We start from the raw sequence: 24546 nt of genomic DNA on the forward strand, positions 1-24546 counted from the left end.
GGGCAGAGGGCGCCAGTTCAATTCGACTCACCAGACATGAAACCCCGGCCAGGGCCGGGGTTGCTGGGGGGTGAGCAGGGAGTAGCAGAATGGCAAACAACTATTTCAGCATGCCCTCCTCGTTGAGGAGCTTGAAGATCGCCTCGGCGCCCTGCTCCGGGGTCACGTCGGTCAGCACCTGGCCACTGCCGCCTTCGGCCTTGGCCGCGGCGGCCTTGAAGCGATCCCGCGCCGAGGCCGCCTTGACGATCTTGAGCCGCTTGGGGCGCTTGCGGGCCGGTGTTACGCTCCACTCCGGCTGCGCCTCGTCCCACTCGACCGCTGCCGACTCGGCCTCGATCTCACCGCGCTGGGCCGGGCCGAAGGCGCTCTGGCGGGCCGCGGCGGCGGCAGCGTCGACGGTGACGATGGCCGGCAGCCGCACCTGCAGCCGGCGGCGCTGGCCGCGAGGCAGAGCCTGGAGCAGGGTGGCCACGCCATTCTCGACCTTTTCCACGGCGGCCAGGCCACCGACCAGCGGCCAGCCAAGACGCTCGGCCAGCAGGTAGGGCAGCATGCCGGAGCCTTCGCCCTGCTCGGCGCGCTCGCCGGCGATCACCAGCTGCGGCCGTGCTGCATTCAGCTTATCCGCCAGGGCGGGGATCACATCGGCGCCCTGGGGCTGCTCGACCAGGGTCAAGGCGGGGAAGCCCATGCCCAGATAGCCGCGCAGGGCACTTTCGCTCTGTTCGTCGAACGCGCCGGCGTGCAGCAGGGAGATGCGCGCCCCAGCGAGGGACAGGGCCAGCTCCACGCCGCGGGCGTCCTGGTCGGCGCGCCGGGCACGACCGGTCACGGGGTGGCGGCCCACGGAAACCAGCACCGCTACGTCGAGTCCCGCCTCTTTCTGCGCTTCAGGCCGCATCGCGCTTCTCCTCACGTTGCCGCTGCACCATCTCAACCAGTGCCGCGAGTATGCTCGCCGAGTCGCCGATCACCGCCAGGTCGGCGCGCTTGATCATGTCGCACCCCGGATCGAGGTTGATGGCCACCACCTTGTCGCAGCTCTGGATACCCTGCAGGTGCTGAATGGCGCCGCTGATGCCCACCGCCACGTAGACCCGAGCGGTGACCCAGGTTCCGGTGGCGCCCACCTGGCGGTGGCGCGGCATGTAGCCATCGTCCACCGCCACCCGCGAGGCACCTTCGGTCGCTCCCAACACCTCGGCGGCCTGGTGAAAGCCCTCCCAGTCCTTGACGCCGTTGCCGGCGGAAAGAATGAACTCAGCCTCGGCCAGCGCCACGCCGGCCGGGTCGACGGCCACCGGGCCCAGGTCCTCGATGCGCCCGAGCAGGGGCGGCAGCGGCTGCGACAAGGCCAGCGGACGGGCCGCATGGCGGGTCTCGGAAACGGGCTCGGCGCATTCGGCCAGCGCCAGCACCACACGCGGCAGGGCACGCTGGATATCGCTGCTGCCGGCAGCACCGCGCCCGGTACAGCGCCAGCCCAGCGCGCAGGCAGCGTCCCGTTCGACCTGCCAGACGCCGGCGGCAGGCCGCTCGCCCAGGCGCGCCGCCAGGCGCCGCCCCAGGTCGGCGCCGCCCAGCTTGGAGTCGGGCAGCAGCCAGTGACGCGGGGCGAACTCGCCGTCGACGGCGGTGAGTGCCTCCAGGCGCGCCTCCGGCGCGTAGCCGTCGACATCATCGCCTTCCAGTACGATCAGCCGATCAATGCCGGCTTCATCAAAACCTGCATGGTCCGCAGAGCCGAAGAGCACCGCCACCACGGCCCCCGGCCGTTCGCCATCGGCGTCGGCCAGCTGCCGGGCCAGGCCCAGCAGGTCGCGGTCGTGGCTGGAGAGGCGCCCGCCGGGCAGGTCCGGTACCACCGCGACCAGGAAGTCCGGGGCCTCGATGATGACCTGCCGCCGATCATCGGCGGCCTTGCTGCCGGTACTGGCGCCATGTCCCACCACGGCAGCCTGCTGGACACCGCTGCGGTCGATGCGCTTGATGCCGTTGGGCCCGATGAAGCCGACCGCATGGGGATTCTTGCGGATCACGCCGTTGGGGCCCATCCACTCCGTCGCTGCGGACGATCCCTCGCCAAGCGCCGCCAGCACGCTCAGGTGCTCGGGATGCAGGCGGTTGCGGGCGATCCACTCGCGGCGCGGATCGCGACGCACGATCTCGTTCATGGTGAGACCTCCTTCATCACGGGGCGGGCTTCGGCGACGGTCGGGGCTTTGCGCTTCGCGTCTCGCCGCGGCTCGCTCTGCGTCACCAGGGCATCGGCCACCAGCTCGGCGATGTCGCGCACCTCGGCGGTGGCATCGACCACCCCCTCGAGCATGGCGGTGCACTGTGGGCAGCCTACCGCCACCAGCTCGGCGCCAGTCTCCTTGACGTCGTTCATGCGCATGTCGGGAATCCGCTGCTTGCCGGGGATATCGGTGATCGGCGCACCGCCGCCACCGCCGCAGCAGCGTGAGCGGAACCCGGAGCGCTCCATCTCCTTGACCTCGATGCCGAGGGCCCTGAGCACGTTGCGCGGCGCCTCGAACTCGCCGTTGTAGCGGCCCAGGTAGCAGGGGTCATGATAGGTGACCGTACCGCTCTTCCACGGCGCGACGTGCAGCCGACCCGCCTCGAACAGCTCGGCGATGTAGGTACTGTGGTGGCGCACTTCATACACACCGCCCAGCTCGCCGTACTCGTTGCCGAGCACGTGGAAACTGTGCGGGTCGCAGGTGACGATGCACTGGAAGCGGTACTGCGACAGCGTCGCGATGTTGCGCCTGGCCAGCGACTGGAAGGTCGCCTCGTCGCCCAGGCGGCGCGCCACGTCGCCGCTGTCACGCTCCTCGTTACCGAGCACGGCAAAATCGACGCCGGCCGCACGCAGTACCTTCACCAGCGCCCTGAGCGTGCGCTGATTGCGCATGTCGAAGACCCCGTCGCCCAGCCACAGCAGCACATCGACCTGCCCCAGGTCGCGCATCAGCGGCAGGTTGAGGTCCGCCGCCCAGTGCATGCGCGAGCCGGGATCGAAGCCGCCGGGATTGTCGGTGGCGATCAGGTTGTCGAGCACCTCGGCGCCCTTGCCCGGGGTATTGCCATGCTCCAGGGTCAGGAAGCGACGCATGTCGACGATGGCATCGACGTGCTCGATCATCATCGGACACTCCTCGACGCAGGCGCGGCAGGTGGTGCACGACCACAGCGTCTCGGCATCGACCAGGGCGGTGCCTTCGCGGGCCACGATAGGACCATGGGGAGTGCCGGCATGCTCGCCCACCGGCTTGCCCGGATAGGGACTACCGGCATAGTGGGCATCGCTGCCGCCGGCCATGCCGACGACCATGTCCTGAATCAGCTTCTTGGGATTGAGCGGCTGACCGGCGGCGAAGGCCGGGCAGGCCGCCTCGCAGCGCCCGCACTGCACGCAGGCATCGAAGCCGAGCAGCTGGTTCCAGGTGAAGTCGCTGGGCGTCTCGACACCCAGGGGCGCCTTGGAGTCGTCCAGGTTCAGCGCCTTGAGGCCGGTGGAGCGGTTACCTTCACCGAAACGCTCAGGGCGGCGATGGAAGGCCAGGTGCAGGGCGCCGGCGAAGGCGTGCTTCATCGGCCCGCCCCAGGTCATGCCGAAGAACATCTCGCCCAGGCCCCACACCAGCACCGCGGCCAGCGCCAGGGCGAGGATCACGCTGCCCGTTCCGGCAGGCAGGATGCCCAGCGTCGGCAGGGTGAGCAGGAACACGCTCACCGAGAACGCCATCAGGCTCTTCGTCAGGCGCATCCAGGGTCCCTTGGAGAGCCGCGCCGGCGGATTGCGCCGCCGTTTGGCGACGAACAGGCTGCCGACGAACATGGCAGCGCTGGCCAGCAGCAGCAGCCCGCCGAGGATTGGCCCCATTCTTTCTGAAGCGCCGAGCCCCAGGCCATGTACCAGGATCATCAGCACGGCCGCCGCGACGAAACCGCCGGCGGTGGCCACGTGGGTGTTGGACATGACCTTGTCACGTGCCACCACGTGGTGCAGATCGACCAGGTAGCGCCGCGGCATTGCGGCGAGCCCGCGCAGCAGATCGACCCGGGCAGTCCGCCCTTGGCGCCACAGGCCAATGCGCCGCACGGCGCCGATCACGGCCAGCGCCAGGGCGGAGAAGATCAGTATCGGCAGGAGGGTGTCGAGCATGGTGCTCACCTCATCGATAGTGGTATTGCCATGAAGGAGTTCCGTCGCGACGGCCCGCCAGCGCTTGCGCCGGTTTTGCCGTCCGAGGGCCATCCCAAGCGCGCCACGCATTCGCTGTGCCGAGTCTCGACTGGCAACTTGCGGTCACGGCGTGGAAGGGCCATCCCTGGCCCCCACGCCTCTGCCGAATCCCTTCGGCATAACCGCGTTGCGACGCCTCGACTCGGGCGAATTGCTGAAGGCGCTGCTTGTGCATGCCCTCGTCCTGCACCAGGCCACTTGCGACTACAGGTCCTTGCACAGCCGCAGGGCGTCGTAGATTGCCGCATGCGTGTTGCGCGGCGCGGTGCAGTCGCCCAGGCGGAACAGCAGGTACCCCTCGCCCTGCTCGCTCAAGCAGGGCTGCGCCTTGGCGGCGTAGAGCGCCTCGAGATCTACCTGGCCGCGGTTGCGCGAGCGCTCCTTCAGCGCGTAGTAGAGCGCCTCGTCGGGGCGTACGCCGTTCTCCACCACCACCTGGTCGACCACCCGCTCCTCCAGGGCGCCGGTGTACTCGTTCTCGAGCACCGCCACCAGGGCGTCGCCCTCGCGGTAGACCTTGTGCAGCATCAGGTCGGAGGTCATGATCACCTCCTTCTCGTAGAGGCTGCGGTAGTAGGTGGGGAAGGTGGTGCCGCCCACCGCCGCGCCGGGCTTGATGTCGTCGGTGACGATCTCGACCTTGGCGCCCTTGTCGGCCAGATAATCCGCCGCCGAGACGCCGGAGAACTCGCAGATGGCATCAAAGATCAGCACGTTCTTGCCCGGCGCCACCTTGCCGGAGAGCACGTCCCAGGTGCTGACCACCAGGCTCTCCTCGGCCTTCTCCGAGTAGCCCCACTCCGGGTACTGGCTGAGGAAAGGCTGGCCGCCGGTGGCCAGTACCACGACGTCCGGGCGCAGGTCCTCGAGGGTGGCCTCGTCGGCGCGGGTGCCGAGGCGCAGGTCCACCTTGAGGCGTGCCAGCTCCAGCTGATACCAGCGGGTGATACCGGCGATCTGGTCGCGCTGCGGCGCCTGAGCGGCGATGGTGATCTGACCGCCGAGCTGATCCGCGGCTTCGAACAGGGTCACGTCGTGGCCGCGCTCGGCGGCGACACGCGCCGCCTCCATGCCGCCGGGGCCGCCGCCCACCACCACCACCTTGCGCTTCGGCCCCTCGGACTTCTCGATGATGTGCGGCAGGCCCATGTACTCCCGCGAGGTCGCGGCGTTCTGGATGCACAGCACGTCGAGGCCCTGGTACTGGCGGTCGATGCAGTAGTTGGCGCCCACGCACTGCTTGATCTGGTCGATCTGGCCCATCTTGATCTTGGCGATCAGGTGCGGGTCGGCGATGTGCGCCCGGGTCATGCCTACCAGGTCGACGTAGCCCCCTTCGAGGATCCGCTGGGCCTGGTTGGGATCCTTGATGTTCTGGGCGTGGATCACCGGCACCTTGACCACTTCCTTGATGCCCGCCGCCAGGTGCAGGAAGGGCTCCGGCGGGAAGGACATGTTGGGAATGACGTTGGCCAGGGTGTTGTGGGTGTCGCAGCCGGAGCCGATCACACCGAAGAAGTCGATCTGGCCGGTAGCGTCGTAGTAGGCGGCGATCTGCTTCATGTCCTCGTGGGACAGGCCGTCCGGATGGAACTCGTCGCCGCAGATGCGCATGCCGACGACGAAGTCGTCGCCCACCTCGGCGCGCACCGCCTTGAGCACCTCCATGCCGAAGCGCATGCGGTTCTCGAAGCTGCCGCCCCACTGGTCGGTACGCTTGTTGACCCGCGGGCTCCAGAACTGGTCGATCAGGTGCTGGTGCACCGCGGAGAGTTCGACGCCGTCGAGACCGCCCTCCTTGGCCCGCCGCGCGGCCTGGGCGAAGTCGCCGATGATGCGCCAGATCTCCTCCTCCTCGATGGTCTTGCAGGTGGAGCGATGCACCGGTTCGCGGATTCCCGAGGGCGACACCAGGGCCGGCCAGTCGAAGCCGTCCCAGCGCGAGCGCCGCCCCATGTGGGTGATCTGGATCATGATCTTGCCGCCGTGCTGGTGCACGGCATCGGCGAGGTTCTGGAAGTGCGGGATGATGCGGTCGGTGGCGAGGTTCACCGAGCTCCACCAGCCCTGGGGGCTGTCGATGGAGACGACGGAGGAGCCGCCGCAGATGCACAGGCCGCAGCCGCCCTTGGCCTTCTCCTCGTAGTACTTGACGTAGCGTGCGGTGGTCATGCCGCCGTCGGTGGCATGCACCTCGGCGTGGGCGGTGCTGACCACGCGGTTGCGGATGGTCAGCTTGCCGATCTGGATCGGCTCGAAGATCGCGTCGAATGCCATGGAAACCTCCTCAACCCTGGGCGTCGGCCAACGGCTGAACGGTGAAGATGCCTACCTCGCAGCCGGGCTCGGCGGCGCTCTGGGTCTGTTCGGCGACGGTGCGCAGGGCACTGCCGCGGGCGGCGAGGATCTGGTCCATGGCGCCGGCAAACCAGCCGGTGAACATGTACTCCTCCTTGTGCCCCGTCTTGCCGAGCTGATAGACGAAGGCGCTGTGCTCCAGGCGCACGCGGGCGGTCCCGGCGTCGAGGTCGATGGCCTCGGTGACGAACTTGCCCCAGCCGCGCTGCGAGAGGCGCTGCATGTAATGCTCGAACACGTCGACGCCTTCCAGGCCGTGCAACTCGGCCTCCTTCTCGCACCAGTGCCAGGCGCTCTTGTAGCCGGCGCGGTAGAGAATCTCGGCATACTTATCCACACCCAGCGCTTCGGCAACGGCCGTGTGGTTGTTGATAAAGAAGTGCCGCGGCACGTAAAGCATCGGCAGGGCGTCGGTGGTCCACACGCCGGTTTCGCTATCCACCTCGATGGGAAGCTCAGGGGCCATCTTGGTCACGGTCTTGATCCTCGAATAATTGTTTTGCAAGGTGAGCGGCGCCGGGGATAGGTCGTAGAGGGGGTCTTTTGCCATGGATGGCAAAAGTAGCGTCCAGGGATGGATTCACAGCGCCCCCTCATAGACCTATCGCCGGTTGAGCCGCGTCTTCGGGCCGGCGCTCCTCGCCGAGGAGTCGCCTCAGCCGCTATCGTCAGGCGCCCCAAACATCCTTCAATATGCGCACCCAGTTTTCGCCCATGATCTTGCGAACCTGGGTCTCGCTGAAGCCGCGGCGCAGCAGCGCCTCGGTCAGGTTGGGGAACTCACCGATGGTGCGGATGCCCTCGGGATTGATGATCTTGCCGAAGCTGGTCAGGCGGCGAGCGTAGCCCTTGTCGTGGGTCAGCCACTCGAAGAAGTCCTTGCCGTGGCCTTGGGTGAAGTCGGTGCCGATGCCGATGGCATCCTCGCCGACGATGTTCATCACGTACTCGATGGCCTCGACGTAGTCGTCGACGGTGGCGTCGACCCCGGCGCGCAGGAAAGGGGTGAACATGGTCACGCCGACGAAGCCGCCGTGCTCGGCGATGAAGCGCAGCTCCTCGTCGGACTTGTTGCGCGGGTGCTCCTTGAGTCCGGACGGCAGGCAGTGGGAGTAGCAGACCGGCTTCTTCGATTCGAGAATCACCTCTTCGGAGGTCTTCGAACCGACGTGGGAGAGGTCGCACATGATGCCGACGCGGTTCATCTCGGCGACGATCTCGCGACCGAAGCCGGAGAGCCCGCCGTCGCGCTCGTAGCAGCCGGTGCCGACCAGGTTCTGGGTGTTGTAGCACATCTGCACGATGCCGACGCCGAGCTGCTTGAAGACCTCGACGTAGCCGATCTGGTCCTCGAAGGCGTGGGCGTTCTGGAAACCGTAGATGATGCCGGTCTTGCCCTCTTCCTTGGCCCGGGTGATGTCGGCGGTGGTGCGCACCGGGCGCACCAGGTCGCTGCACTCGGCCATCAGCTGGTTCGACTTGACGATGTTGTCGACGGTGGCCTGGAAGCCCTCCCACACCGAGACGGTGCAGTTGGCGGCAGTGAGCCCGCCGCGACGCATGTCCTCGAACAGTTCGCGGTTCCACTTGGCGATGATCAGGCCGTCGATGACGATGGCGTCGTTATGCAGGTCGGACGGTGACATGGTCGTTGCTCCGGCAATACTGTTGATTTGACGGCAGCATAGCGCCGCCCTCGACAAGGGCGACGCTTGGAAACGACAGGGGAAATCTCAAAAGCGTCATGGTTGTCGCGATCTCGACAAACTCCATACGCCACTTCTGTTTGCACTGGCGACGGGACGCCGTACATGGCGCGCGTGCCCTCCTAGGTGCCAAGGGGAAACGCCCCTAGGTTCCAGAAGAAGGGAACGCGCTCATGCAACACGAGGAGGAAGAGCCTGAGCGGGAAACTAAGGACTAGATTGGCACACTGGCGTAGGTGGGTTCGCCGCGCGCCTGAGCCAGTGCCAGCACTGCGCTCGAAATCGGTTCCTGGGAAAGCTCCCTGGCCGTCATCGGCAACGACACTGTCGCCTCGGAGCGCTGTTTCGGACGTGAAATCCCCAGTCGCTCATCCCTAGGGGGCATATTGAAATACTCGCGATAACACTTGGAAAAATGTGGCGTGGAGACAAAGCCGCATGCCGAGGCTACCTCGATGATCGACATTGGCGTCTGCTTGAGAAGCTGGCGGGCTCGGGTTAGACGCAGCTTGAGATAGTAGCGCGAAGGCGAGCAGTGCAGGTGCTTCTGGAACAGCCGCTCCAGCTGGCGGCGTGAGACATCGACATACTGTGCCAGCTCGTCGAGGCCAATGGGCTCCTCGAGGTTGGCTTCCATCAGGGCTACGATCTCCAGCAGCTTGGTCTGGGTGGTGCCCAGCACGTGCTTGAGCGGCACCCGCTGCTGGTCCTGTTCGCCGCGCACCCGGTCGTAGATGAACATCTCCGAAATGCCGGCAGAGAGCTCGCGGCCGTGGTCGCGCCCGATCAGGTTGAGCATCATGTCAAGTGGAGCGGTGCCGCCGGAAGCAGTTGCTCGGTCACGGTCGATCGAGAACAGCTGGGTAGTCAGAACCACTTTTGGAAACGCTTCCTGCATGGCCGCCAGGCATTCCCAGTGGATGCTGGTCTCGTAGCCGTCGAGCAGCCCGGCTCGGGCGAGCGCCCAACTGCCGGTGCATACCGAGCCGAGCCGCCGCGATTGGCGCGCCTGGGCCTGCAGCCATTGTATGTGTTCGCGTTCAACGCTCCTGCTAGGCCCGACTCCACCGCAAACGATCACCATATCCAGAGCCAGTGGGATACCGGTGGCGGCATCCGGGGTTACTTGCAAGCCATCGCTAGCACGTACGGGCTTCCCATCAAGACTCAGGGTGTACCAGCGGTAGAGCTCACGGCCGGCCAGCTGGTTGGCCATGCGCAGCGGCTCGATGGCCGAGGCCAGTGAAATCAGGGTGAAGGCATCCAGCAGTAGAAACCCCAAGGTTTGAGGCGTTGTATTGGGGTGGGCGCTGTGGGGAGAGTGGGTCATGGGTGACTCCAGCATGGTTGGTCTGGGGATGCAATGTTGTCGTTATGTATGAGGTCGGCGCATAGGCGCTGCTCCATGTCGTTATTGGACATGTCTTCGCTAGGATAATTACCCCTTGGCGTCAGTGCAGCTCAAAATTGGTAATTGCGACACTGGTAGGCAGTTATTCAAGACGGTCCTGTCGCAATTTGACATCCAGAGGTCGTCTTGGGTGCCGTTAGCGCGACAGTCGTGACTCTCCTTATCGCACCGCTTCGTTGAGCGGATAGCCCAGGGCGAAGTTGGCGCAGCTGAAAATGTCCTAATGAAGCCGTAGGCGATGGCCGACATGCGGCTTTTGGCCATTGCCACATTTCGCCTTAGAGCAACACGACGCGGTGTAAGCATGCGCAAGCGTTTCGGCGTCACTGCAGTGGACGTTCAGGAAGTCTGTCGCATCCATTCAATTCATTCCTGTCATCGTTCCCTTTAATTCTCCTATCAGCCGATGCGCTGAAAAGCCGTTATCTGCGCACCAGATGTGACTACGACTCGGGCGGGCCGCTGATAGGTTCGAGTACTCAACCAGCCGCTTGCGTAAAACAACAGGAGTTCTCCATGAATCACGCCTCACTTTCCGTTTTCGATACCCAGGTAGCCGCCGCTATTCACAGCGAAGTTTTGCGCCAGGAGGCGCACGTCGAGCTGATCGCTTCGGAGAACTACGCCAGCCGGGCCGTGATGGAGGCCCAGGGCACCCAGCTGACCAACAAGTACGCTGAGGGCTACCCGGGCAAGCGCTACTACGGCGGCTGCGAGCACGTCGACGTGGTCGAGCAGCTGGCGATCGACCGCGCCTGCGACCTGTTCGGCGCCGACTACGCCAACGTCCAGCCCCACTCCGGCGCCCAGGCCAACGCTGCGGCCTTCATGGCCCTGGTCAAGCCGGGCGACACGGTGCTCGGCATGAGCCTGGCCCACGGCGGTCACCTGACCCACGGTGCGGCGCCCAACTTCTCCGGCAAGCACTACCACGCGGTGCAGTACGGCCTGAACCCCGAGACCGGCGAGATCGACTACGAGGAGGTCGAGCGGCTGGCGCGCAGCCACAAGCCCAAGCTGATCATTGCCGGCTTCTCTGCCTATTCCCGGGTGGTCGACTGGCGGCGTTTTCGCAACATCGCCGATGAGGTCGGTGCCTGGCTGATGGTGGACATGGCGCATGTGGCGGGCCTGGTTGCCGCCGGCCTCTACCCGAGCCCGGTGCCCCATGCCCACGTGGTCACCACCACCACCCACAAGACCCTGCGCGGCCCGCGCGGCGGCCTGATCCTCTCCGCCCATGGCGATGCGGAACTGTACAAGAAGCTCAACGGCGCGGTGTTCCCCGGCCAGCAGGGCGGTCCGCTGATGCACGTGATCGCGGCCAAGGCGGTGGCCTTCAAGGAGGCCATGAGCCAGGCCTTCGTGCAGTACCAGCAGCGCGTGATCGACAACGCCCAGGCCATGGCCAAGGTCTTCGTCGAGCGCGGCTACGACGTGGTCTCCGGCGGTACCGACGACCACCTCTTCCTGGTGTCGCTGATCCGCCAGGGCGTGACCGGCAAGGACGCCGATGCGGCGCTGGGCCGGGCCCACATCACCGTCAACAAGAATGCCGTGCCCAACGACCCGCAGAGCCCGTTCGTGACGTCCGGCCTGCGTATCGGCACTCCGGCGGTCACCTCGCGCGGCTTCGACGTGGCCGACTGCGAGGCCCTGGCCGGCTGGATCTGCGACATCCTCGACGTGCTGGCCGAGCAGGGCAACACCGCTGCCGTGGAGGCCGAGGTACGCACCAAGGTCGCCGAGCTGTGCGAGCGCCACCCGGTCTACGGCGCCGCTCCGGCCGCGGTAGAAGAAACCGCCACCGCCTGAATGAAATCGGCCCCCTCGGCGGGGCCGGTCGAGGAGAGACGAGATGCAACGCTATTCAGGATTCGGGCTGGCCAAGCACGCCCTCAGTCACCACGAGAACTGGGAGCGCCAGTGGCGCAACCCCACCCCCAAGAAGCAGTACGACGTGATCATCGTCGGCGGCGGCGGCCACGGCCTGGCCACCGCCTACTACCTGGCCAAGGAACACGGCATCAAGAACGTGGCGGTGGTCGAGAAGGGCTGGCTGGGCGGCGGCAACACCGCGCGCAACACCACCATCGTGCGCTCCAACTACCTGTGGGACGAAGCCGCGGCGCTCTACGAGCACGCCATGAAGCTGTGGGAGGGGCTCTCCCAGGACCTCAACTACAACGTGATGTTCTCCCAGCGTGGGGTCATGAACCTGGGCCACACCCTGCAGGACATGCGCGATATCCAGCGCCGGGTCAACGCCAACCGCCTCAACGGCATCGACGGTGAAGTGCTCACTCCCGAGCAGATCCAGGAGATCGTGCCGATCATGGACTGCTCGAAGAACGCCCGCTATCCGATCCTCGGTGCCTCTTGGCAGCCGCGCGCCGGCGTGGCGCGTCACGATGCCGTGGCCTGGGGCTTCGCCCGTGCCGCCGACGCGCTGGGCGTCGACCTGCTGCAGAACACCGAGGTCACCGGCTTCAAGATTCGTGATGGCCGGGTCTACGGCGTGCACACCAACCGCGGCGACATCGAAGCCAAGACCGTCGGCTGCGTGGCGGCGGGCAACTCCGGCGTGCTGGCCAAGATGGCCGGCTTCCGCCTGCCGCTGGAGTCGCATCCGCTGCAGGCGCTGGTTTCCGAGCCGCTCAAGCCGGTGCTCGACACCGTGGTGATGTCCAATCACGTGCACGGCTACATCAGCCAGACCGACAAGGGCGACCTGGTCATCGGCGCGGGCATCGACGGCTACAACGGTTACGGCCAGCGCGGCAGCTACCCCACCATCGAGCACACCCTGCAGGCCATCGTCGAGATGTTCCCGATCTTCTCGCGGGTGCGCATGAACCGCCAGTGGGGCGGCATCGTCGACACCTGCCCGGACGCCTGCCCGATTCTCTCGGCCACGCCGGTGAAGGGTCTGTTCTTCAACTGTGGCTGGGGCACCGGTGGCTTCAAGGCCACGCCGGGCTCGGGTCATGTGTTCGCCTGGACCCTGGCCAAGAACCAGGCTCACCCGCTGGCGGCCCCGTTCTCCATCGACCGTTTCCATACCGGTGCTCTCGTCGACGAGCACGGTGCGGCCGGCGTGGCCCATTGACAACAACGTGAGGACAGGCGCTCCGAGATGAGCGCCGGGGGCAAGGCGTAGCGAGGGTCTTTTGCCATGGATGGCAAAAGTAGCGCCCAGGGATGGGTTCACAGCGCCCTCGCGCAGGCTTGTCGCCGGAGAAGCTCATCGGATGCCGGATCGTGAAAGTCTCTCCAAGGGAGAACCACCATGTTTCTTATCTACTGCCCCTACTGCGAGGAGCATCGCGAGGAAGAGGAGTTCCGTCCCAAGGGCCAGGCGCACATCGCTCGCCCCAAGGACCCCGAGGCCTGCAGCGACGAGGCGTGGGGCGACTACCTGTTCTTCCGTGACAACCCGCGCGGCATCCATCACGAGCTGTGGGTGCACGGCGTCGGCTGTCGCAAGTTCTTCAACGTCACGCGCAATACCGTGACCTACGAGATTCTCGAAACCTACAAGATGGGCGAACGGCCCCGCATCACCGCCGAGAGCCTGGCGAGGGGCGACATCCAGGGCAACGTGCAGGTGGCCAGCGGCGGACAACAGACCGTGGGCGCCAGCCGCGCTGCGGTAGAAACGGTCAAGGGGGAGCAGGCATGAGCAAGTCCGTGACACAGCCGAATCGTCTCAGCCAGGGCGGGCGTATCGATCGCTCGCGCAAGCTCGGCTTCACCTTCAACGGCCAGCACTACCAGGGCCATGCCGGCGACACCCTGGCCTCGGCGCTGCTGGCCAACGGCGTGGATATCGTCAACCGCAGCTTCAAGTACTCGCGCCCGCGCGGCATCGTCGCCGCCGGCGCCGAGGAGCCCAACGCGCTGGTCCAGCTGGGCAGCACCGAAGCCGCCCAGGTGCCCAACGTGCGTGCCACCCAGCAGGCGCTGTTCGACGGCCTCGTGGCGCGCAGCACCAATGGCTGGCCGAACGTGCAGCGCGATGTCATGAGCCTGGTGGGCAAGCTGGGCGGGCGCTTCATGCCGCCGGGCTTCTATTACAAGACCTTCATGGCGCCGGCCTCCATGTGGATGACCTATGAGAAATACATCCGCAAGGGTGCCGGCCTGGGCCGCAGCCCCATGGAAGCCGATCCGGACAGCTACGACCACCTCAACCAGCACTGCGACCTGCTGGTGATCGGCGCCGGCCCCGCCGGCCTGACGGCGGCGCTGACCGCGGCCCGCAGCGGCGCGCGGGTGATCCTGGCCGATGAGCAGGAAGAGATGGGCGGTTCGCTGCTCGACAGCCGCGAGCTGCTCGACAGCCAGCCGGCCGCCAAGTGGGCGGAGCGCGTGCTGGCAGAACTCGCCGGGCTGGACAACGTCACGCTGCTGCCCCGCACCACCGCCAACGGCTACCACGACCACCATTTCGTCACGCTGCACGAGCGACGCACGGAGCACCTGGGTGAGACGGCACCGCTAGTCGACGGCCATCGCGGCGTGCGTTCGCGCATGCACCGCGTGCGTGCCGGTCAGGTGCTGCTGGCCACCGGCGCCCACGAGCGTCCGCTGGTCTACGCCAACAACGACGTGCCGGGCAACCTGCTGGCCGGCGCGGTATCCACCTACATCCGCCGCTACGGCGTGGTGCCGGGCCACAAGCTGGTGCTCTCCACCAGCAACGATCACGCCTATCGCGCCGCGCTCGACTGGGTCGAAGCGGGGCGTGAGGTGGTGGCCATCGTCGACGCCCGTGCCAATCCGCAGGGCGACTGGATCGACGCCGCCAAGGCCAAGGGCATTCGGATCATCACCGGCAGCGCGGTGATCGAGGCCAAGGGCGAGAAGCGCGTCAGCGCGGCCCGCGTGGCCAAGATCGACCTCGACGCCTTCAAGGTCACCGGCCAGGCCGAGACCCTGGCCTGCGACACCATCGCCAGCTCCGGCGGCTACAGCCCGGTGATCCACCTGGCCTCGCACACCGGTGCGCGGCCGACCTGGAACGAGGAGATCCTCGGCTTCGTGCCCAGCCTGGTGAAAGGCGTGCACGCTGCCGGCAGCGCCCGTGGCGTCCACGATTTGGCTGCGGGCCTGGCCGATGGCGTGGCCATGGCCGCCCAGGCGCTGGAAGCACTGGGGCAGTCGGCCAGGGCGATCGAGCTGCCGCAGGTCGACGCCCGCCGCGAAGGGCCGGCCTGTGCGCTCTACCAGGTGCCGCACGAGAAGCCGACCCTGCGTGCACCCAAGCAGTTCGTCGACCTGCAGAACGACGTCACAGCCGGGGGCATCGAACTGGCGACGCGCGAAGGCTTCGAGTCCATCGAGCACGTCAAGCGCTACACCGCCATGGGCTTCGGTACCGACCAGGGCAAGCTCGGCAACATCAACGGCATGGCCATCGCCGCGCGCTGTCTGGGCAAGACGATTCCCGAGGTGGGCACCACGGTGTTCCGCCCCAACTACACCCCGGTCACCTTCGGCGCCATCGCCGGCCGCCACTGCCGCGACCTGTTCGACCCCGAGCGCTACACCGCACTGCACCAGTGGCACGTGGAGAATGGCGCCGAGTTCGAGGACGTCGGCCAGTGGAAGCGCCCCTGGTACTTTCCACAGGTACGCAACGGCAAGCAGGAGACCATGCACGAGGCAGTAGCCCGCGAGTGCCGCGCGGTGCGCGAGAAGGTCGGCATCCTCGACGCCTCGACCCTGGGCAAGATCGACATCCAGGGCCCCGACGCGCGCGAGTTCCTGGGTCGCGTCTACACCAACAAGTGGGAGAAGCTGGCCGTCGGCAAGTGCCGCTACGGGCTGATGTGCAAGGACGACGGCATGGTCACCGACGACGGTGTGACCAGCTGCCTGGCCGACAACCACTTCCTGATGACCACCACCACCGGCGGCGCCGCCGCGGTGCTGGAGTGGCTGGAACTGTGGCACCAGACCGAATGGCCCGAGCTCAACGTGACCTTCACCTCGGTGACCGATCACTGGGCGACCATGACGATCACCGGACCCGAGGCGCGCAACCTGCTGGCCGAGATCACCGACATCGATCTCGACCGCGACACGTTCAAGTTCATGGACTGGCGCGAAGGCAAGGTCGCCGGGGTACCGGCGCGAGTGTTCCGCATCTCCTTCACCGGCGAGCTGACCTACGAGATCAACGTCCAGGCCAACTATGCCATGCACGTGTGGAAGACGCTGTTCAAGCACGGCGGGAAGTACGGCCTGACCCCCTACGGCACCGAGACCATGCACGTGCTGCGCGCGGAGAAGGGCTTCATCATCGTCGGCCAGGACACCGACGGCTCGGTGACGCCGGAAGACCTGGGCATGCAGTGGTGCGTGGGCTACGACAAGCCGTACTCGTGGATCGGCAAGCGCGCGCTGACGCGCAGCGACACCCGCCGCACGGACCGCAAGCAGCTGGTCGGCCTCAAGCCCAAGGACCCGAAGGTGGTGCTGGAGGAGGGCGCGCAGATCGTCTTCGACCCGAAGCACGCCATTCCCATGCCGATGGCGGGCCACGTGACCTCGAGCTACTACAGCCCGACCCTGGACTCAGGCTTCGCCCTGGCCGTGGTCAAGGGCGGTCAGCAGAAGATGGGTGAGACCGTCTACCTGCCCATGGCCGACGGCCAGGTCCATGAGGCCGAAATTGTCAGCCCGATCTTCGTCGACCCCAAGGGAGAGCGCCAGAATGTCTAACCCTGTCGTTGCCAAGGCCCGTACCTTCGATACCCGCACCGAAGCCAACATCCCGGTGGAATCGCCGCTGGCCTACTCCTACCAGCGTTCGGGGGCTCCGGCCCCCAGCGCCAAGAGCCGCGTGGTGCTGCGCGAGCGGGCCATGCTCGGTCATCTGATCCTGCGCGGCGGCGCCATCGTGCTCGACGAAGCGGTGCGCGCGGTGCTGGGCTTCGGCCTGCCGGCTCGGCCCAACACCCTCAGCCACAGCGAGGATGGCGCGCGGTCGATCCAGTGGCTCTCGCCCGACGAATGGCTGCTGATCGTGCCCGGTGGCGAGGAGTTCGAGCTGGAGGGCGAGCTGCGCAACGCCCTGGGCGATGCCCACTACGCCATCGTCAACGTCAGCGGCGGCCAGACGCTGATTGAGCTGTCGGGCGAGAAGGCGCGTGAGCTGCTGATGAAGTCGACGCCCAGCGACGTGCACCCCGAGGCCTTCCCGGTGGGCAAGGGCGTGACCGCGGTATTCGCCAAGTCCAACCTGATCCTGCGCCGCCCCACGGAAACCCGCTGGGAACTGGTGCTGCGCCGCAGCTTCGCCGACTACTGCTATCGCTGGCTGCTGGATGCCGGAAATGAATACGCCATCGGCGTCGAACGCTGAGAGAGGAAAGATGATGACCAACAAGATCAAATTGCTGCGTGACGCCCAGCCGGACGTGCTGCTGGACGCCAGTTCCTGGGAAAAGCTTTCCGGTGACCCCCACACCGTCAACCTCAATGCCTATGCGTCCGAAGACGGCACTAAAACGATGGGTACCTGGATCTGCACGCCGGGCAGGTGGGCGGTCAACTATACCAAGTGGGAGTACTGCGATTTCCGCGAAGGTTACTGCGTGCTCACCCCGGAGGGTGGCGAGCCGATTCACCTCAAGGCCGGCGACATCTTCATCGTCGAGCCTGGCTTCAAGGGCACTTGGGAAGTCGTCGAGACCGTGCGCAAGTATTTCGTGTTTGCCTGAGCCAGCGTCGCGCCGAGCCAGACGCTCGGCGCGACCCACAGAGGAGAGAGGATGATGGGGCCCAAGGAAAGCAACTGGATTCTGGTGGCTCAATGTCCGAGCCGACTCGGCACCGTGGATGTGGTGACCCGCTTCCTCAAGGAGAGCCGATGCTACATCACCGAGCAGCACTCCTTCGATGACCGACTGAGCGGCGGCTTCTTCATCCGCACCGAGTTCCGTCCCGAGGCGGAAGGGTTCGATCAGGCGGCCTTCGAGACCGGCTTCGCCGAGCGCGCCGCCGAGTTCGCGATGCACTTCGAACTGACCGCCCCGGGGACGCGGATGCCGGTGGTGATCATGGTGTCAAAGGCCGATCACTGCCTCAACGACCTGCTCTATCGCTACCGCATCGGCCAGCTGCCGATCGACATACGTGCCATCGTTTCCAACCACCCGGACCTGGCGCCCCTGGCGGAGTGGCATGGCATTCCCTATCACCACTTCCCGATCACGGCCGACACCAAGCCCGAGCAGGAGGCGAAAGTGTGGGCGGTGGTCGAGGAGACCGGCGCCGAGCTGGTGATCCTCGCTCGCTACATGCAGGTGCTGTCGAGCGACCTGTGCGAGAAGCTCAGCGGTCGCGCCATCAATATTCACCACTCGCTGCTGCCGGGCTTCAAGGGTGCCAAGCCCTATCATCAGGCCTACGACAAGGGCGTAAAGCTGGTCGGTGCCACCGCTCACTACATCAACGACGACCTCGACGAGGGGCCGATCATCACCCAGGGGGTCGAGTCGGTCAGTCATGCCGACTATCCGGAGGACCTGGTGGCCAAGGGGCGTGACATCGAGTGCCTGACCCTGGCCCGGGCGGTGGCCCTGCACGTGGAACGTCGGGTCTTCCTCCACGCCAGCCGTACGATCATCTTCGAAAGATAGCCTTGAGCCTGTAACCGGCGGCAATCTCTCCTTGCCGCCACTCCCTTACAGCGATCATGCCACTGTCCACCGGGTCGATGAGGCTACCAGCCTCGCTGACCGCTCCCTCCAGACAATCCAGTTTCGCCGATGCCATTCGTTCCGTGGATAGGCATCCAGGCACCCGGCCGACAACCGTCAGCGCGCCCATATGCAGGCGCTGGCATTTACCTTCCTTGAGCAGCCGTTGGGGACAGGGGCGGCGCACTGACGCGCCGCACGGCTAGTGATGCCGCTCGGGCCAGCTCCCGAGCGGTTTTGCCAGGAAATGGTGAGCAGGCCGAAAATGCAACTGCCCACAGTCGAAGCAGCGCTGAAAAAGCGTCCCGAGGTAATTCTGGCTTTCTCGGCTAAGGTATGGGAGAACCTCCAGCAGGGCTATGCCCATCGAACGCTTGATTGAGGAAATAACAAGATGCTACCCAAGAAGACCCTACTGGCCACCGCCGTGATCGGCGCCATGCTGGCCACCGCCGCGAATGCCGAGACCCTGCGCTGGACCCGCTCCGCGGACAGCCTGACCATGGACCCGCACTCGCAGAACGAGGGACCGACCCACTCGGTCAACCATCAGATCTTCGACACCCTCGTCTACCAGGACATGGACGTCGAGTATCAGCCCGGCCTGGCCACCGAGTGGCACGTGAAGGAAGACGAGCCCACCGTCTGGGTGTTCAAGATCCGCGAGGGCGTGACCTTCCACGAAGGCCAGTCGCTGACCGCCGAGGACGTGGTCTTCTCGATCAATCGCGCCCGCCACGAGCACTCCGACATGCGCGGCCTGCTCACCTCGATCTCCGAGGTGCGCGCCGTGGATGACTACACCGTCGAGGTCGAGACCACCGAGCCCAACCCGCTGCTGCCCAACAACTTCACCAACCTGTTCATCATGAGCCGCGAGTGGGCCGAGGAGCACGGCGTCGAGGAGCCGCAGAACTACGCGGCGGGCGAGGAGACCTTCGCGGTGCGCAACGCCAACGGCACCGGCCCGTTCCGCGTCGAGAGCCGCGAGCCCGACGTGCGCACCGTGTTCGTGCGCAACGACGATTACTGGGGTATTGACCACTATCCGATGGAGATCACCCGCCTGGTGTTCACGCCCATCGAGTCGGCCTCCACCCGCGTGGCGGCGCTGCTCTCCGGCGAGGTCGACTTCCTGCAGGAGACCCCGGTGCAGGACATCGAGCGCCTGGCCAATGCCGATGGCATCAAGAATGAGCAGGGCGCCGAGAACCGCACCATCTTCCTCGGCATGGACATGGGCTCGGCCGAGCTGCGCGCGGGCAACGCCGAGGGCAACCCCTTCGCCGACCGCCGCGTGCGCGAGGCGATCAACCTGGCGGTGGACGCCACCACCATCCAGCGTGCGGTCATGCGCGGCAACTCCCAGCCGGCCGGCATGATTGCGCCGCCGTTCGTCAACGGCTACACCGAGGAGATGGACGAGGTTCTCGAGGCGGATACCGCCCGCGCTCAGGAACTGATGGAAGAGGCCGGTTACGGCGATGGCTTCCGCGTCACCCTGCACTGCCCCAACGACCGCTACGTCAACGACGAGCAGATCTGCCAGGCGGTGGTCAGCATGCTGGCGCGCATCGGCATCACCGTGGACCTGGTGGCCCAGACCCGCTCGCTGCACTTCGCCGAGCTGGCCCGCGGCGAGTATGACTTTTACCTGCTGGGCTGGGGCGTGCCCACCATGGACTCCGAGTACGTCTTCAACTACCTCTACCACACCAAGGAGGACGACCGGGGGACCTGGAACTTCACCGGCTACTCCGACGAGCGGGTGGACGAGCTGACCGTGGCCATGGGCCAGGAGGTCGACGAGGAGGCGCGCAACGAGATGATCAGTGAGGCGTGGCAGATCGTGCACGACGAGATCATCTACGTCCCGATCCACCACCAGATGCTGACCTGGTCGATGCGCGACGACATCGACTTCAAGGTGCAGAGCGAGAATACACCGCACTTCAAGTATCTGCGTTTCAACAACTAAGCGTTTCGAGACTCTACCCCCGGTTGCCACAAGCGACCGGGGGTATCGTCGTTATTTGGTGATCCCATGCTAGCGTTTCTGATCCAGCGCGTACTGCAGGCCATCTTCGTGATGTTCGTGGTCGCGCTTATCTCGTTCTCGCTGTTTCACTACGTCGGCGACCCGGTGCTCAACATGCTCGGGCAGGAGGCCACCGAGGCCGACCGCGCCGCGCTGCGGGCCCAGCTCGGTCTCGACCAGCCGGTGGTGGTGCAGTTCTGGAATTTCGTCGTCAATGCCGCCCAGTTCGAGTTCGGCATCTCCTATCGTTCGGCCCGGCCGGTGACCGACCTGATTCTCGAGCGGCTGCCCGCCACCCTGGAGCTGGCCATCATCTCGGCTATCTTCGCCGTGGTCATGGGCATCCTGCTGGGCATCTATACCGCCCTGCGCCGGCGCAGCTGGCTGGCCCACTTCATCATGACCGCCTCGCTGATCGGCGTGTCGCTGCCTACCTTCCTGATCGGCGTGCTGCTGATCTACATCTTCGCCGTGGAGCTCGGCATGCTGCCGGCCTTCGGGCGGGGCGAGACGGTGCGCCTCGGCGACTGGTGGACCACCGGGCTGCTCACCACCAGCGGGCTGCGCTCGCTGATCCTGCCGGCCATCACCCTGGGGCTGTTCCAACTGACCCTGATCATGCGCCTGGTGCGGGCCGAGATGCTCGAGGTGCTGAGCACCGACTACATCAAGTTCGCCCGCGCGCGGGGGCTGTCGAAGCGGGTGGTGCACCTGCGCCATGCGCTGAAGAACACCATGATCCCGGTCATCACCATCATCGGTCTGCAGCTCGGCACCATCATCGCCTTCGCCATCATCACCGAGACGGTGTTCCAGTGGCCCGGCGTGGGCGCGCTGTTCATCACCGCCGTGCGCTTCGTCGACGTGCCGGTGATGGCCGCCTACCTGATGATGATTGCGCTGGTGTTCGTGGTGATCAATCTGGTGGTGGACCTGCTCTACTACGCCGTCGACCCGCGGCTGCGCGCCCAGGGAGGTGGCAAATGAGCCAGCAGATCGAGACCCGGGGGAACACGGCGCCCGTGGTGCCCCCCAAGCCGAGCAAGTGGCGCACCTTCCTCGACAGCGACATCGTCTACTCGTGGAAGCGCCAGCCGGTGGTGATCATTGCCACCCTGGTGACGCTGGTCATGTTCGCCGCGGCGCTGTTCGCGCCGTGGATCGCGCCGCAGAATCCGTTCGATCCGCGCCAGCTGGAGCTGATCGACGCCTTCACGCCGCCGCTGACCACCTCGGACTTCACCGGCAACTTCTACCTGCTGGGCAGCGACAGCCAGGGCCGCGACGTCTTCTCGGCGATTCTCTACGGCTCGCGCATCTCGCTGCTGGTGGGCTTTGCCGCGGTGATCTTCGCCTTGGTGATGGGCACCGCCCTGGGCCTGCTGGCGGGCTTTCGCGGCGGCTGGCGCGACGCGCTGATCATGCGCATCGCCGACGTGCAGCTCACCTTCCCGTCGATTTTGATGGCGCTTTTGATCTTCGGTGTGATCCGCGGCTTTCTGCCGCGCTCGATGCACGCCGAGGTGGCCATCATCGTGCTGATCATCGCCATCGGCCTCTCCGACTGGGTGCAGTACGCCCGGGCGGTACGCGGCGCCACCATGGTGGAGAAGAGCAAGGAGTACGTGCAGGCGGCGCGCGTGATCGGCCTGCCGGCGCGTAAGATCCTGTTCCAGCACATCCTGCCCAACGTGATGCGGCCGGTGCTGGTGATCGGCACCATCGGCCTGGCGCTGGCGATCATCGCCGAGGCCACGCTGTCGTTTCTGGGGGTGGGCATGCCCGCCACCCAGCCGAGCCTGGGCACCCTTATCCGGGTGGGCCAGGATTACATGTTCTCGGGAGAGTGGTGGATCCTGCTCTTCCCCGGGGTGGCGCTGCTGATGCTGGCGCTCTCCGTCAATCTGCTGGGAGACTGGTTGCGTGATGTCCTCAACCCCAAGCTCCGCTAACGACGCCGCTGTAGAGGCAGGCCACGCGCCTGGCGCCGCGGGGCAGCAGCCGGTCCTTTCCGTGCGCCACCTGCGGGTGGAATTCCCCACCCGCCACGGCACCCTGGTGGCGCTCGACGACGTCTCCTTCGACATCGCTCCCGGCGAAGTGCTGGGCGTGGTGGGCGAGTCCGGCGCCGGCAAGTCGATGACCGGCAACGCCGTGATCCGGCTGCTCGAGCCGCCCGGCCATATCGCCGCCGGCGAGGTGCTGCTTTCGGGCCAGCGCATCGACGATCTGCCCGAGGAGCGCTTCGTGCCGCTGCGCGGACGCCATATCGGCATGATCTTCCAGGACCCGCTGACCAGCCTCAACCCGCTGTTCTCGGTGGGCGACCAGCTGATCGAGACGATCCGCGCCCACCTGCCGATGAACGAGCGCCAGGCCCGCGAGGAAGCGCTGCGGCTGCTGCGCGAGGTGGGCATTCCCGCCCCCGAGAATCGCATCGACAGCTACCCGCACCAGTTCTCCGGCGGCATGCGCCAGCGCGTGGTGATCGCCCTGGCCCTCGCCGCCCGGCCCGAGTTCATCATCGCCGACGAGCCCACCACGGCGCTCGACGTCTCGGTGCAGGCGCAGATCCTGGCCCTGCTCAAGCGGCTGTGCGCCGATCACGGTACGGCGGTGATGCTGGTCACCCACGACATGGGGGTGATCGCCGAGACCGCCGACCGGGTGGCGGTGATGTACGCCGGGCGGCTGATCGAGATCGGCCCGGTGGAAGAAGTGATCCGCAACCCGCAGCATCCCTACACCAAGGGCCTGATGGCCTCGATCCCCGGGATCGCCAAGCGCCTCGAGCGGCTTTACCAGATCGAGGGCGCCATGCCGCGGCTGGCGGCGATTCCCCCGGGCTGCGCCTTCAACCCGCGCTGCCCCCACGCCCAGCAGCGCTGCCGCGACGAGCGGCCGGACCTGATGCCGGCCGGGGGCAGCCGGGCGGCCTGCTGGCTGCACGACCCGGTCGATCCGCTGCCGCCCCGGCAGGACGCAGAGGGAGAGGAGGTGAGCCATGTGCGCTGATACGGCAGTGAAGACGCCCCCGGCGGCGCAGGGCGAGATCCTGCTCGAAGCCCACGACCTGGCGCGCTATTTCGACGTCTCCAAGCCCTGGCTCAACCGGGTCATCGAGCGCAGCGAAAAGCTCACGCTCAAGGCGGTGGACGGCGTGGGCTTCTCCATCCGCCGCGGCGAGACCCTCTCGCTGGTGGGCGAGTCGGGCTGCGGCAAGTCCACCGTGGCGCGGCTGGTGGTGGGGCTCTATGGCCTCACTCGCGGCAAGCTGGTGTTCGACGGCGAGGACATCAGCAACCTGGCGAGCCGCACCGGGCGGCAGGCCGCCAGCGTGCGCAAGCGCTTCCAGATGATCTTCCAGGACCCCTACGCCAGCCTCAACCCGCTGTGGCGGGTGGGCACCATCATCGGCGAGCCGCTGCGCTTCTTCCGCCCGGAGATGAGCAGCGCCGACCGGCGGCGGCGGGTGGGCGAGCTGCTCGAGCAGGTGGGCCTGTCGGCCATGGACGCCAATCGCTATCCGCATGAGTTCTCCGGCGGCCAGCGCCAGCGCATCTCGATTGCCCGGGCGCTGGCCAACGAGCCGGAGTTCATGATCTGCGACGAGCCGACCTCGGCGCTGGACGTCTCGGTACAGGCGCAGATCCTCAACCTGATGCGCGACCTGCAGGACGAGTACGGGCTGACGTACCTGTTCATCAGCCACGACATGGCGGTGGTCAAGCACATGTCGGACCGCATCGCGGTGATGTACCTGGGGCGTATCGCCGAGATCGCCCCGGCCGACCAGCTCTTCGAGACCCCCCACCACCCCTACTCGAAGATGCTGCTGGCCGCGGTGCCGTCGCTGGAGGGCGTGGGCAAGGAGCGCACCGTGATCCAGGGTGAGGTGCCCAACCCGGTGCATCCGCCCACGGGCTGCGCCTTCCATCCGCGCTGCCCCCACGCCAACGAGCGCTGCAAGGCCGAGGTGCCGCGGCTGATCGCCCGCAGCGACGGCAGCGAGGTGGCGTGTCACGGCGTCGAGGAGGGCAGGCTGCCGTGAAGCGTCCGGCCTG

General features: G+C 66.4%; 19 protein-coding genes. 12 read left to right on the forward strand and 7 right to left on the reverse strand.

Annotation, left to right across the window (positions count from 1 at the left end; genetic code table 11):
• Positions 1–100: 100 nt before the first annotated feature.
• The 7 genes from etfB to ACT7B3_RS01095 all read right to left on the reverse strand — a co-directional run bounded on the left by etfB (position 101) and on the right by ACT7B3_RS01095 (position 9652).
• Positions 101–904, reverse strand: a complete 804-nt coding sequence (etfB, locus tag ACT7B3_RS01065; protein WP_445156576.1) for an electron transfer flavoprotein subunit beta — start codon at positions 902–904, stop codon at positions 101–103.
• Positions 894–2177 (reverse strand): electron transfer flavoprotein subunit alpha, encoded by a 1284-nt coding sequence (gene etfA, locus ACT7B3_RS01070; RefSeq protein WP_445156577.1) that lies wholly within the window; start codon positions 2175–2177, stop codon positions 894–896. Before etfA ends, etfB begins: the two co-directional genes overlap by 11 nt.
• Complete coding sequence (locus ACT7B3_RS01075; RefSeq protein ID WP_445156578.1) at positions 2174–4177, reverse strand: (Fe-S)-binding protein; 2004 nt, start codon at positions 4175–4177, stop codon at positions 2174–2176. Before ACT7B3_RS01075 ends, etfA begins: the two co-directional genes overlap by 4 nt.
• Before the next feature lie 285 nt (positions 4178–4462).
• Positions 4463–6535, reverse strand: coding sequence for a dimethylglycine demethylation protein DgcA (dgcA, locus tag ACT7B3_RS01080; protein ID WP_445156579.1), 2073 nt, complete (start codon positions 6533–6535; stop codon positions 4463–4465).
• 10 nt (positions 6536–6545) lie between these two features.
• The gene (locus tag ACT7B3_RS01085) at positions 6546–7091 is read right to left on the reverse strand and encodes a DUF5943 domain-containing protein (RefSeq protein ID WP_444678693.1); all 546 of its coding nucleotides are present in this window, start codon (positions 7089–7091) and stop codon (positions 6546–6548) included.
• Between the two features lie 193 nt (positions 7092–7284).
• On the reverse strand, positions 7285–8262 hold the full coding sequence (locus ACT7B3_RS01090; protein WP_445156580.1) for a dipeptidase: 978 nt from the start codon (positions 8260–8262) through the stop codon (positions 7285–7287).
• Between the two features lie 274 nt (positions 8263–8536).
• On the reverse strand, positions 8537–9652 hold the full coding sequence (locus tag ACT7B3_RS01095; RefSeq protein ID WP_445156581.1) for a GlxA family transcriptional regulator: 1116 nt from the start codon (positions 9650–9652) through the stop codon (positions 8537–8539).
• A 597-nt stretch (positions 9653–10249) separates the two neighbouring features.
• Here ACT7B3_RS01095 and glyA point away from each other — a divergent pair.
• From glyA to ACT7B3_RS01155, 12 genes are all read left to right on the forward strand, one after another.
• The gene (gene glyA / locus ACT7B3_RS01100; protein WP_445156582.1) at positions 10250–11548 is read left to right on the forward strand and encodes a serine hydroxymethyltransferase; all 1299 of its coding nucleotides are present in this window, start codon (positions 10250–10252) and stop codon (positions 11546–11548) included.
• A gap of 43 nt (positions 11549–11591) precedes the next feature.
• A complete protein-coding gene (locus ACT7B3_RS01105; RefSeq protein WP_086510496.1) occupies positions 11592–12842 on the forward strand; it encodes a sarcosine oxidase subunit beta family protein in 1251 nt (416 codons plus the stop codon).
• Between the two features lie 180 nt (positions 12843–13022).
• On the forward strand, positions 13023–13415 hold the full coding sequence (locus tag ACT7B3_RS01110; protein WP_445156583.1) for a sarcosine oxidase subunit delta: 393 nt from the start codon (positions 13023–13025) through the stop codon (positions 13413–13415).
• On the forward strand, positions 13412–16462 hold the full coding sequence (locus tag ACT7B3_RS01115) for a sarcosine oxidase subunit alpha (RefSeq protein ID WP_445156584.1): 3051 nt from the start codon (positions 13412–13414) through the stop codon (positions 16460–16462). The genes ACT7B3_RS01110 and ACT7B3_RS01115 overlap by 4 nt, the downstream gene beginning before the upstream one ends.
• Complete coding sequence (locus ACT7B3_RS01120; protein WP_445156585.1) at positions 16455–17105, forward strand: sarcosine oxidase subunit gamma; 651 nt, start codon at positions 16455–16457, stop codon at positions 17103–17105. Before ACT7B3_RS01115 ends, ACT7B3_RS01120 begins: the two co-directional genes overlap by 8 nt.
• 13 nt (positions 17106–17118) lie before the next feature.
• On the forward strand, positions 17119–17463 hold the full coding sequence (locus tag ACT7B3_RS01125; RefSeq protein WP_119021306.1) for a cupin domain-containing protein: 345 nt from the start codon (positions 17119–17121) through the stop codon (positions 17461–17463).
• A gap of 54 nt (positions 17464–17517) precedes the next feature.
• Positions 17518–18384 (forward strand): formyltetrahydrofolate deformylase, encoded by an 867-nt coding sequence (gene purU, locus ACT7B3_RS01130; RefSeq protein ID WP_445158819.1) that lies wholly within the window; start codon positions 17518–17520, stop codon positions 18382–18384.
• Between the two features lie 454 nt (positions 18385–18838).
• On the forward strand, positions 18839–20422 hold the full coding sequence (locus tag ACT7B3_RS01135; RefSeq protein ID WP_444678688.1) for an ABC transporter substrate-binding protein: 1584 nt from the start codon (positions 18839–18841) through the stop codon (positions 20420–20422).
• Between the two features lie 66 nt (positions 20423–20488).
• The gene (locus ACT7B3_RS01140; protein ID WP_445156586.1) at positions 20489–21469 is read left to right on the forward strand and encodes an ABC transporter permease; all 981 of its coding nucleotides are present in this window, start codon (positions 20489–20491) and stop codon (positions 21467–21469) included.
• Complete coding sequence (locus ACT7B3_RS01145; protein WP_445156587.1) at positions 21466–22434, forward strand: ABC transporter permease; 969 nt, start codon at positions 21466–21468, stop codon at positions 22432–22434. Before ACT7B3_RS01140 ends, ACT7B3_RS01145 begins: the two co-directional genes overlap by 4 nt.
• A complete protein-coding gene (locus tag ACT7B3_RS01150) occupies positions 22409–23497 on the forward strand; it encodes an ABC transporter ATP-binding protein (RefSeq protein WP_445156588.1) in 1089 nt (362 codons plus the stop codon). The genes ACT7B3_RS01145 and ACT7B3_RS01150 overlap by 26 nt, the downstream gene beginning before the upstream one ends.
• Complete coding sequence (locus ACT7B3_RS01155; protein WP_445156589.1) at positions 23487–24533, forward strand: ABC transporter ATP-binding protein; 1047 nt, start codon at positions 23487–23489, stop codon at positions 24531–24533. Before ACT7B3_RS01150 ends, ACT7B3_RS01155 begins: the two co-directional genes overlap by 11 nt.
• Positions 24534–24546 lie beyond the last annotated feature (13 nt).

This window comes from Halomonas sp. E14, assembly GCF_052568415.1.

Bases quoted from the DNA above. Each gene is read 5' to 3' on its own strand.
- etfA (WP_445156577.1), bottom strand. From the start codon at position 2,177: ATGAACGAGATCGTGCGTCGCGATCCGCGCCGCGAGTGGATCGCCCGC.
- ACT7B3_RS01150 (WP_445156588.1), top strand. From the start codon at position 22,409: ATGTCCTCAACCCCAAGCTCCGCTAACGACGCCGCTGTAGAGGCAGGC.
- purU (WP_445158819.1), top strand. From the start codon at position 17,518: ATGGGGCCCAAGGAAAGCAACTGGATTCTGGTGGCTCAATGTCCGAGC.
- ACT7B3_RS01105 (WP_086510496.1), top strand. From the start codon at position 11,592: ATGCAACGCTATTCAGGATTCGGGCTGGCCAAGCACGCCCTCAGTCAC.
- etfB (WP_445156576.1), bottom strand. From the start codon at position 904: ATGCGGCCTGAAGCGCAGAAAGAGGCGGGACTCGACGTAGCGGTGCTG.
- glyA (WP_445156582.1), top strand. From the start codon at position 10,250: ATGAATCACGCCTCACTTTCCGTTTTCGATACCCAGGTAGCCGCCGCT.
- ACT7B3_RS01115 (WP_445156584.1), top strand. From the start codon at position 13,412: ATGAGCAAGTCCGTGACACAGCCGAATCGTCTCAGCCAGGGCGGGCGT.
- ACT7B3_RS01140 (WP_445156586.1), top strand. From the start codon at position 20,489: ATGCTAGCGTTTCTGATCCAGCGCGTACTGCAGGCCATCTTCGTGATG.
- ACT7B3_RS01125 (WP_119021306.1), top strand. From the start codon at position 17,119: ATGACCAACAAGATCAAATTGCTGCGTGACGCCCAGCCGGACGTGCTG.
- ACT7B3_RS01095 (WP_445156581.1), bottom strand. From the start codon at position 9,652: ATGACCCACTCTCCCCACAGCGCCCACCCCAATACAACGCCTCAAACC.
- ACT7B3_RS01110 (WP_445156583.1), top strand. From the start codon at position 13,023: ATGTTTCTTATCTACTGCCCCTACTGCGAGGAGCATCGCGAGGAAGAG.
- dgcA (WP_445156579.1), bottom strand. From the start codon at position 6,535: ATGGCATTCGACGCGATCTTCGAGCCGATCCAGATCGGCAAGCTGACC.
- ACT7B3_RS01120 (WP_445156585.1), top strand. From the start codon at position 16,455: ATGTCTAACCCTGTCGTTGCCAAGGCCCGTACCTTCGATACCCGCACC.
- ACT7B3_RS01135 (WP_444678688.1), top strand. From the start codon at position 18,839: ATGCTACCCAAGAAGACCCTACTGGCCACCGCCGTGATCGGCGCCATG.
- ACT7B3_RS01090 (WP_445156580.1), bottom strand. From the start codon at position 8,262: ATGTCACCGTCCGACCTGCATAACGACGCCATCGTCATCGACGGCCTG.
- ACT7B3_RS01075 (WP_445156578.1), bottom strand. From the start codon at position 4,177: ATGCTCGACACCCTCCTGCCGATACTGATCTTCTCCGCCCTGGCGCTG.
- ACT7B3_RS01145 (WP_445156587.1), top strand. From the start codon at position 21,466: ATGAGCCAGCAGATCGAGACCCGGGGGAACACGGCGCCCGTGGTGCCC.
- ACT7B3_RS01155 (WP_445156589.1), top strand. From the start codon at position 23,487: ATGTGCGCTGATACGGCAGTGAAGACGCCCCCGGCGGCGCAGGGCGAG.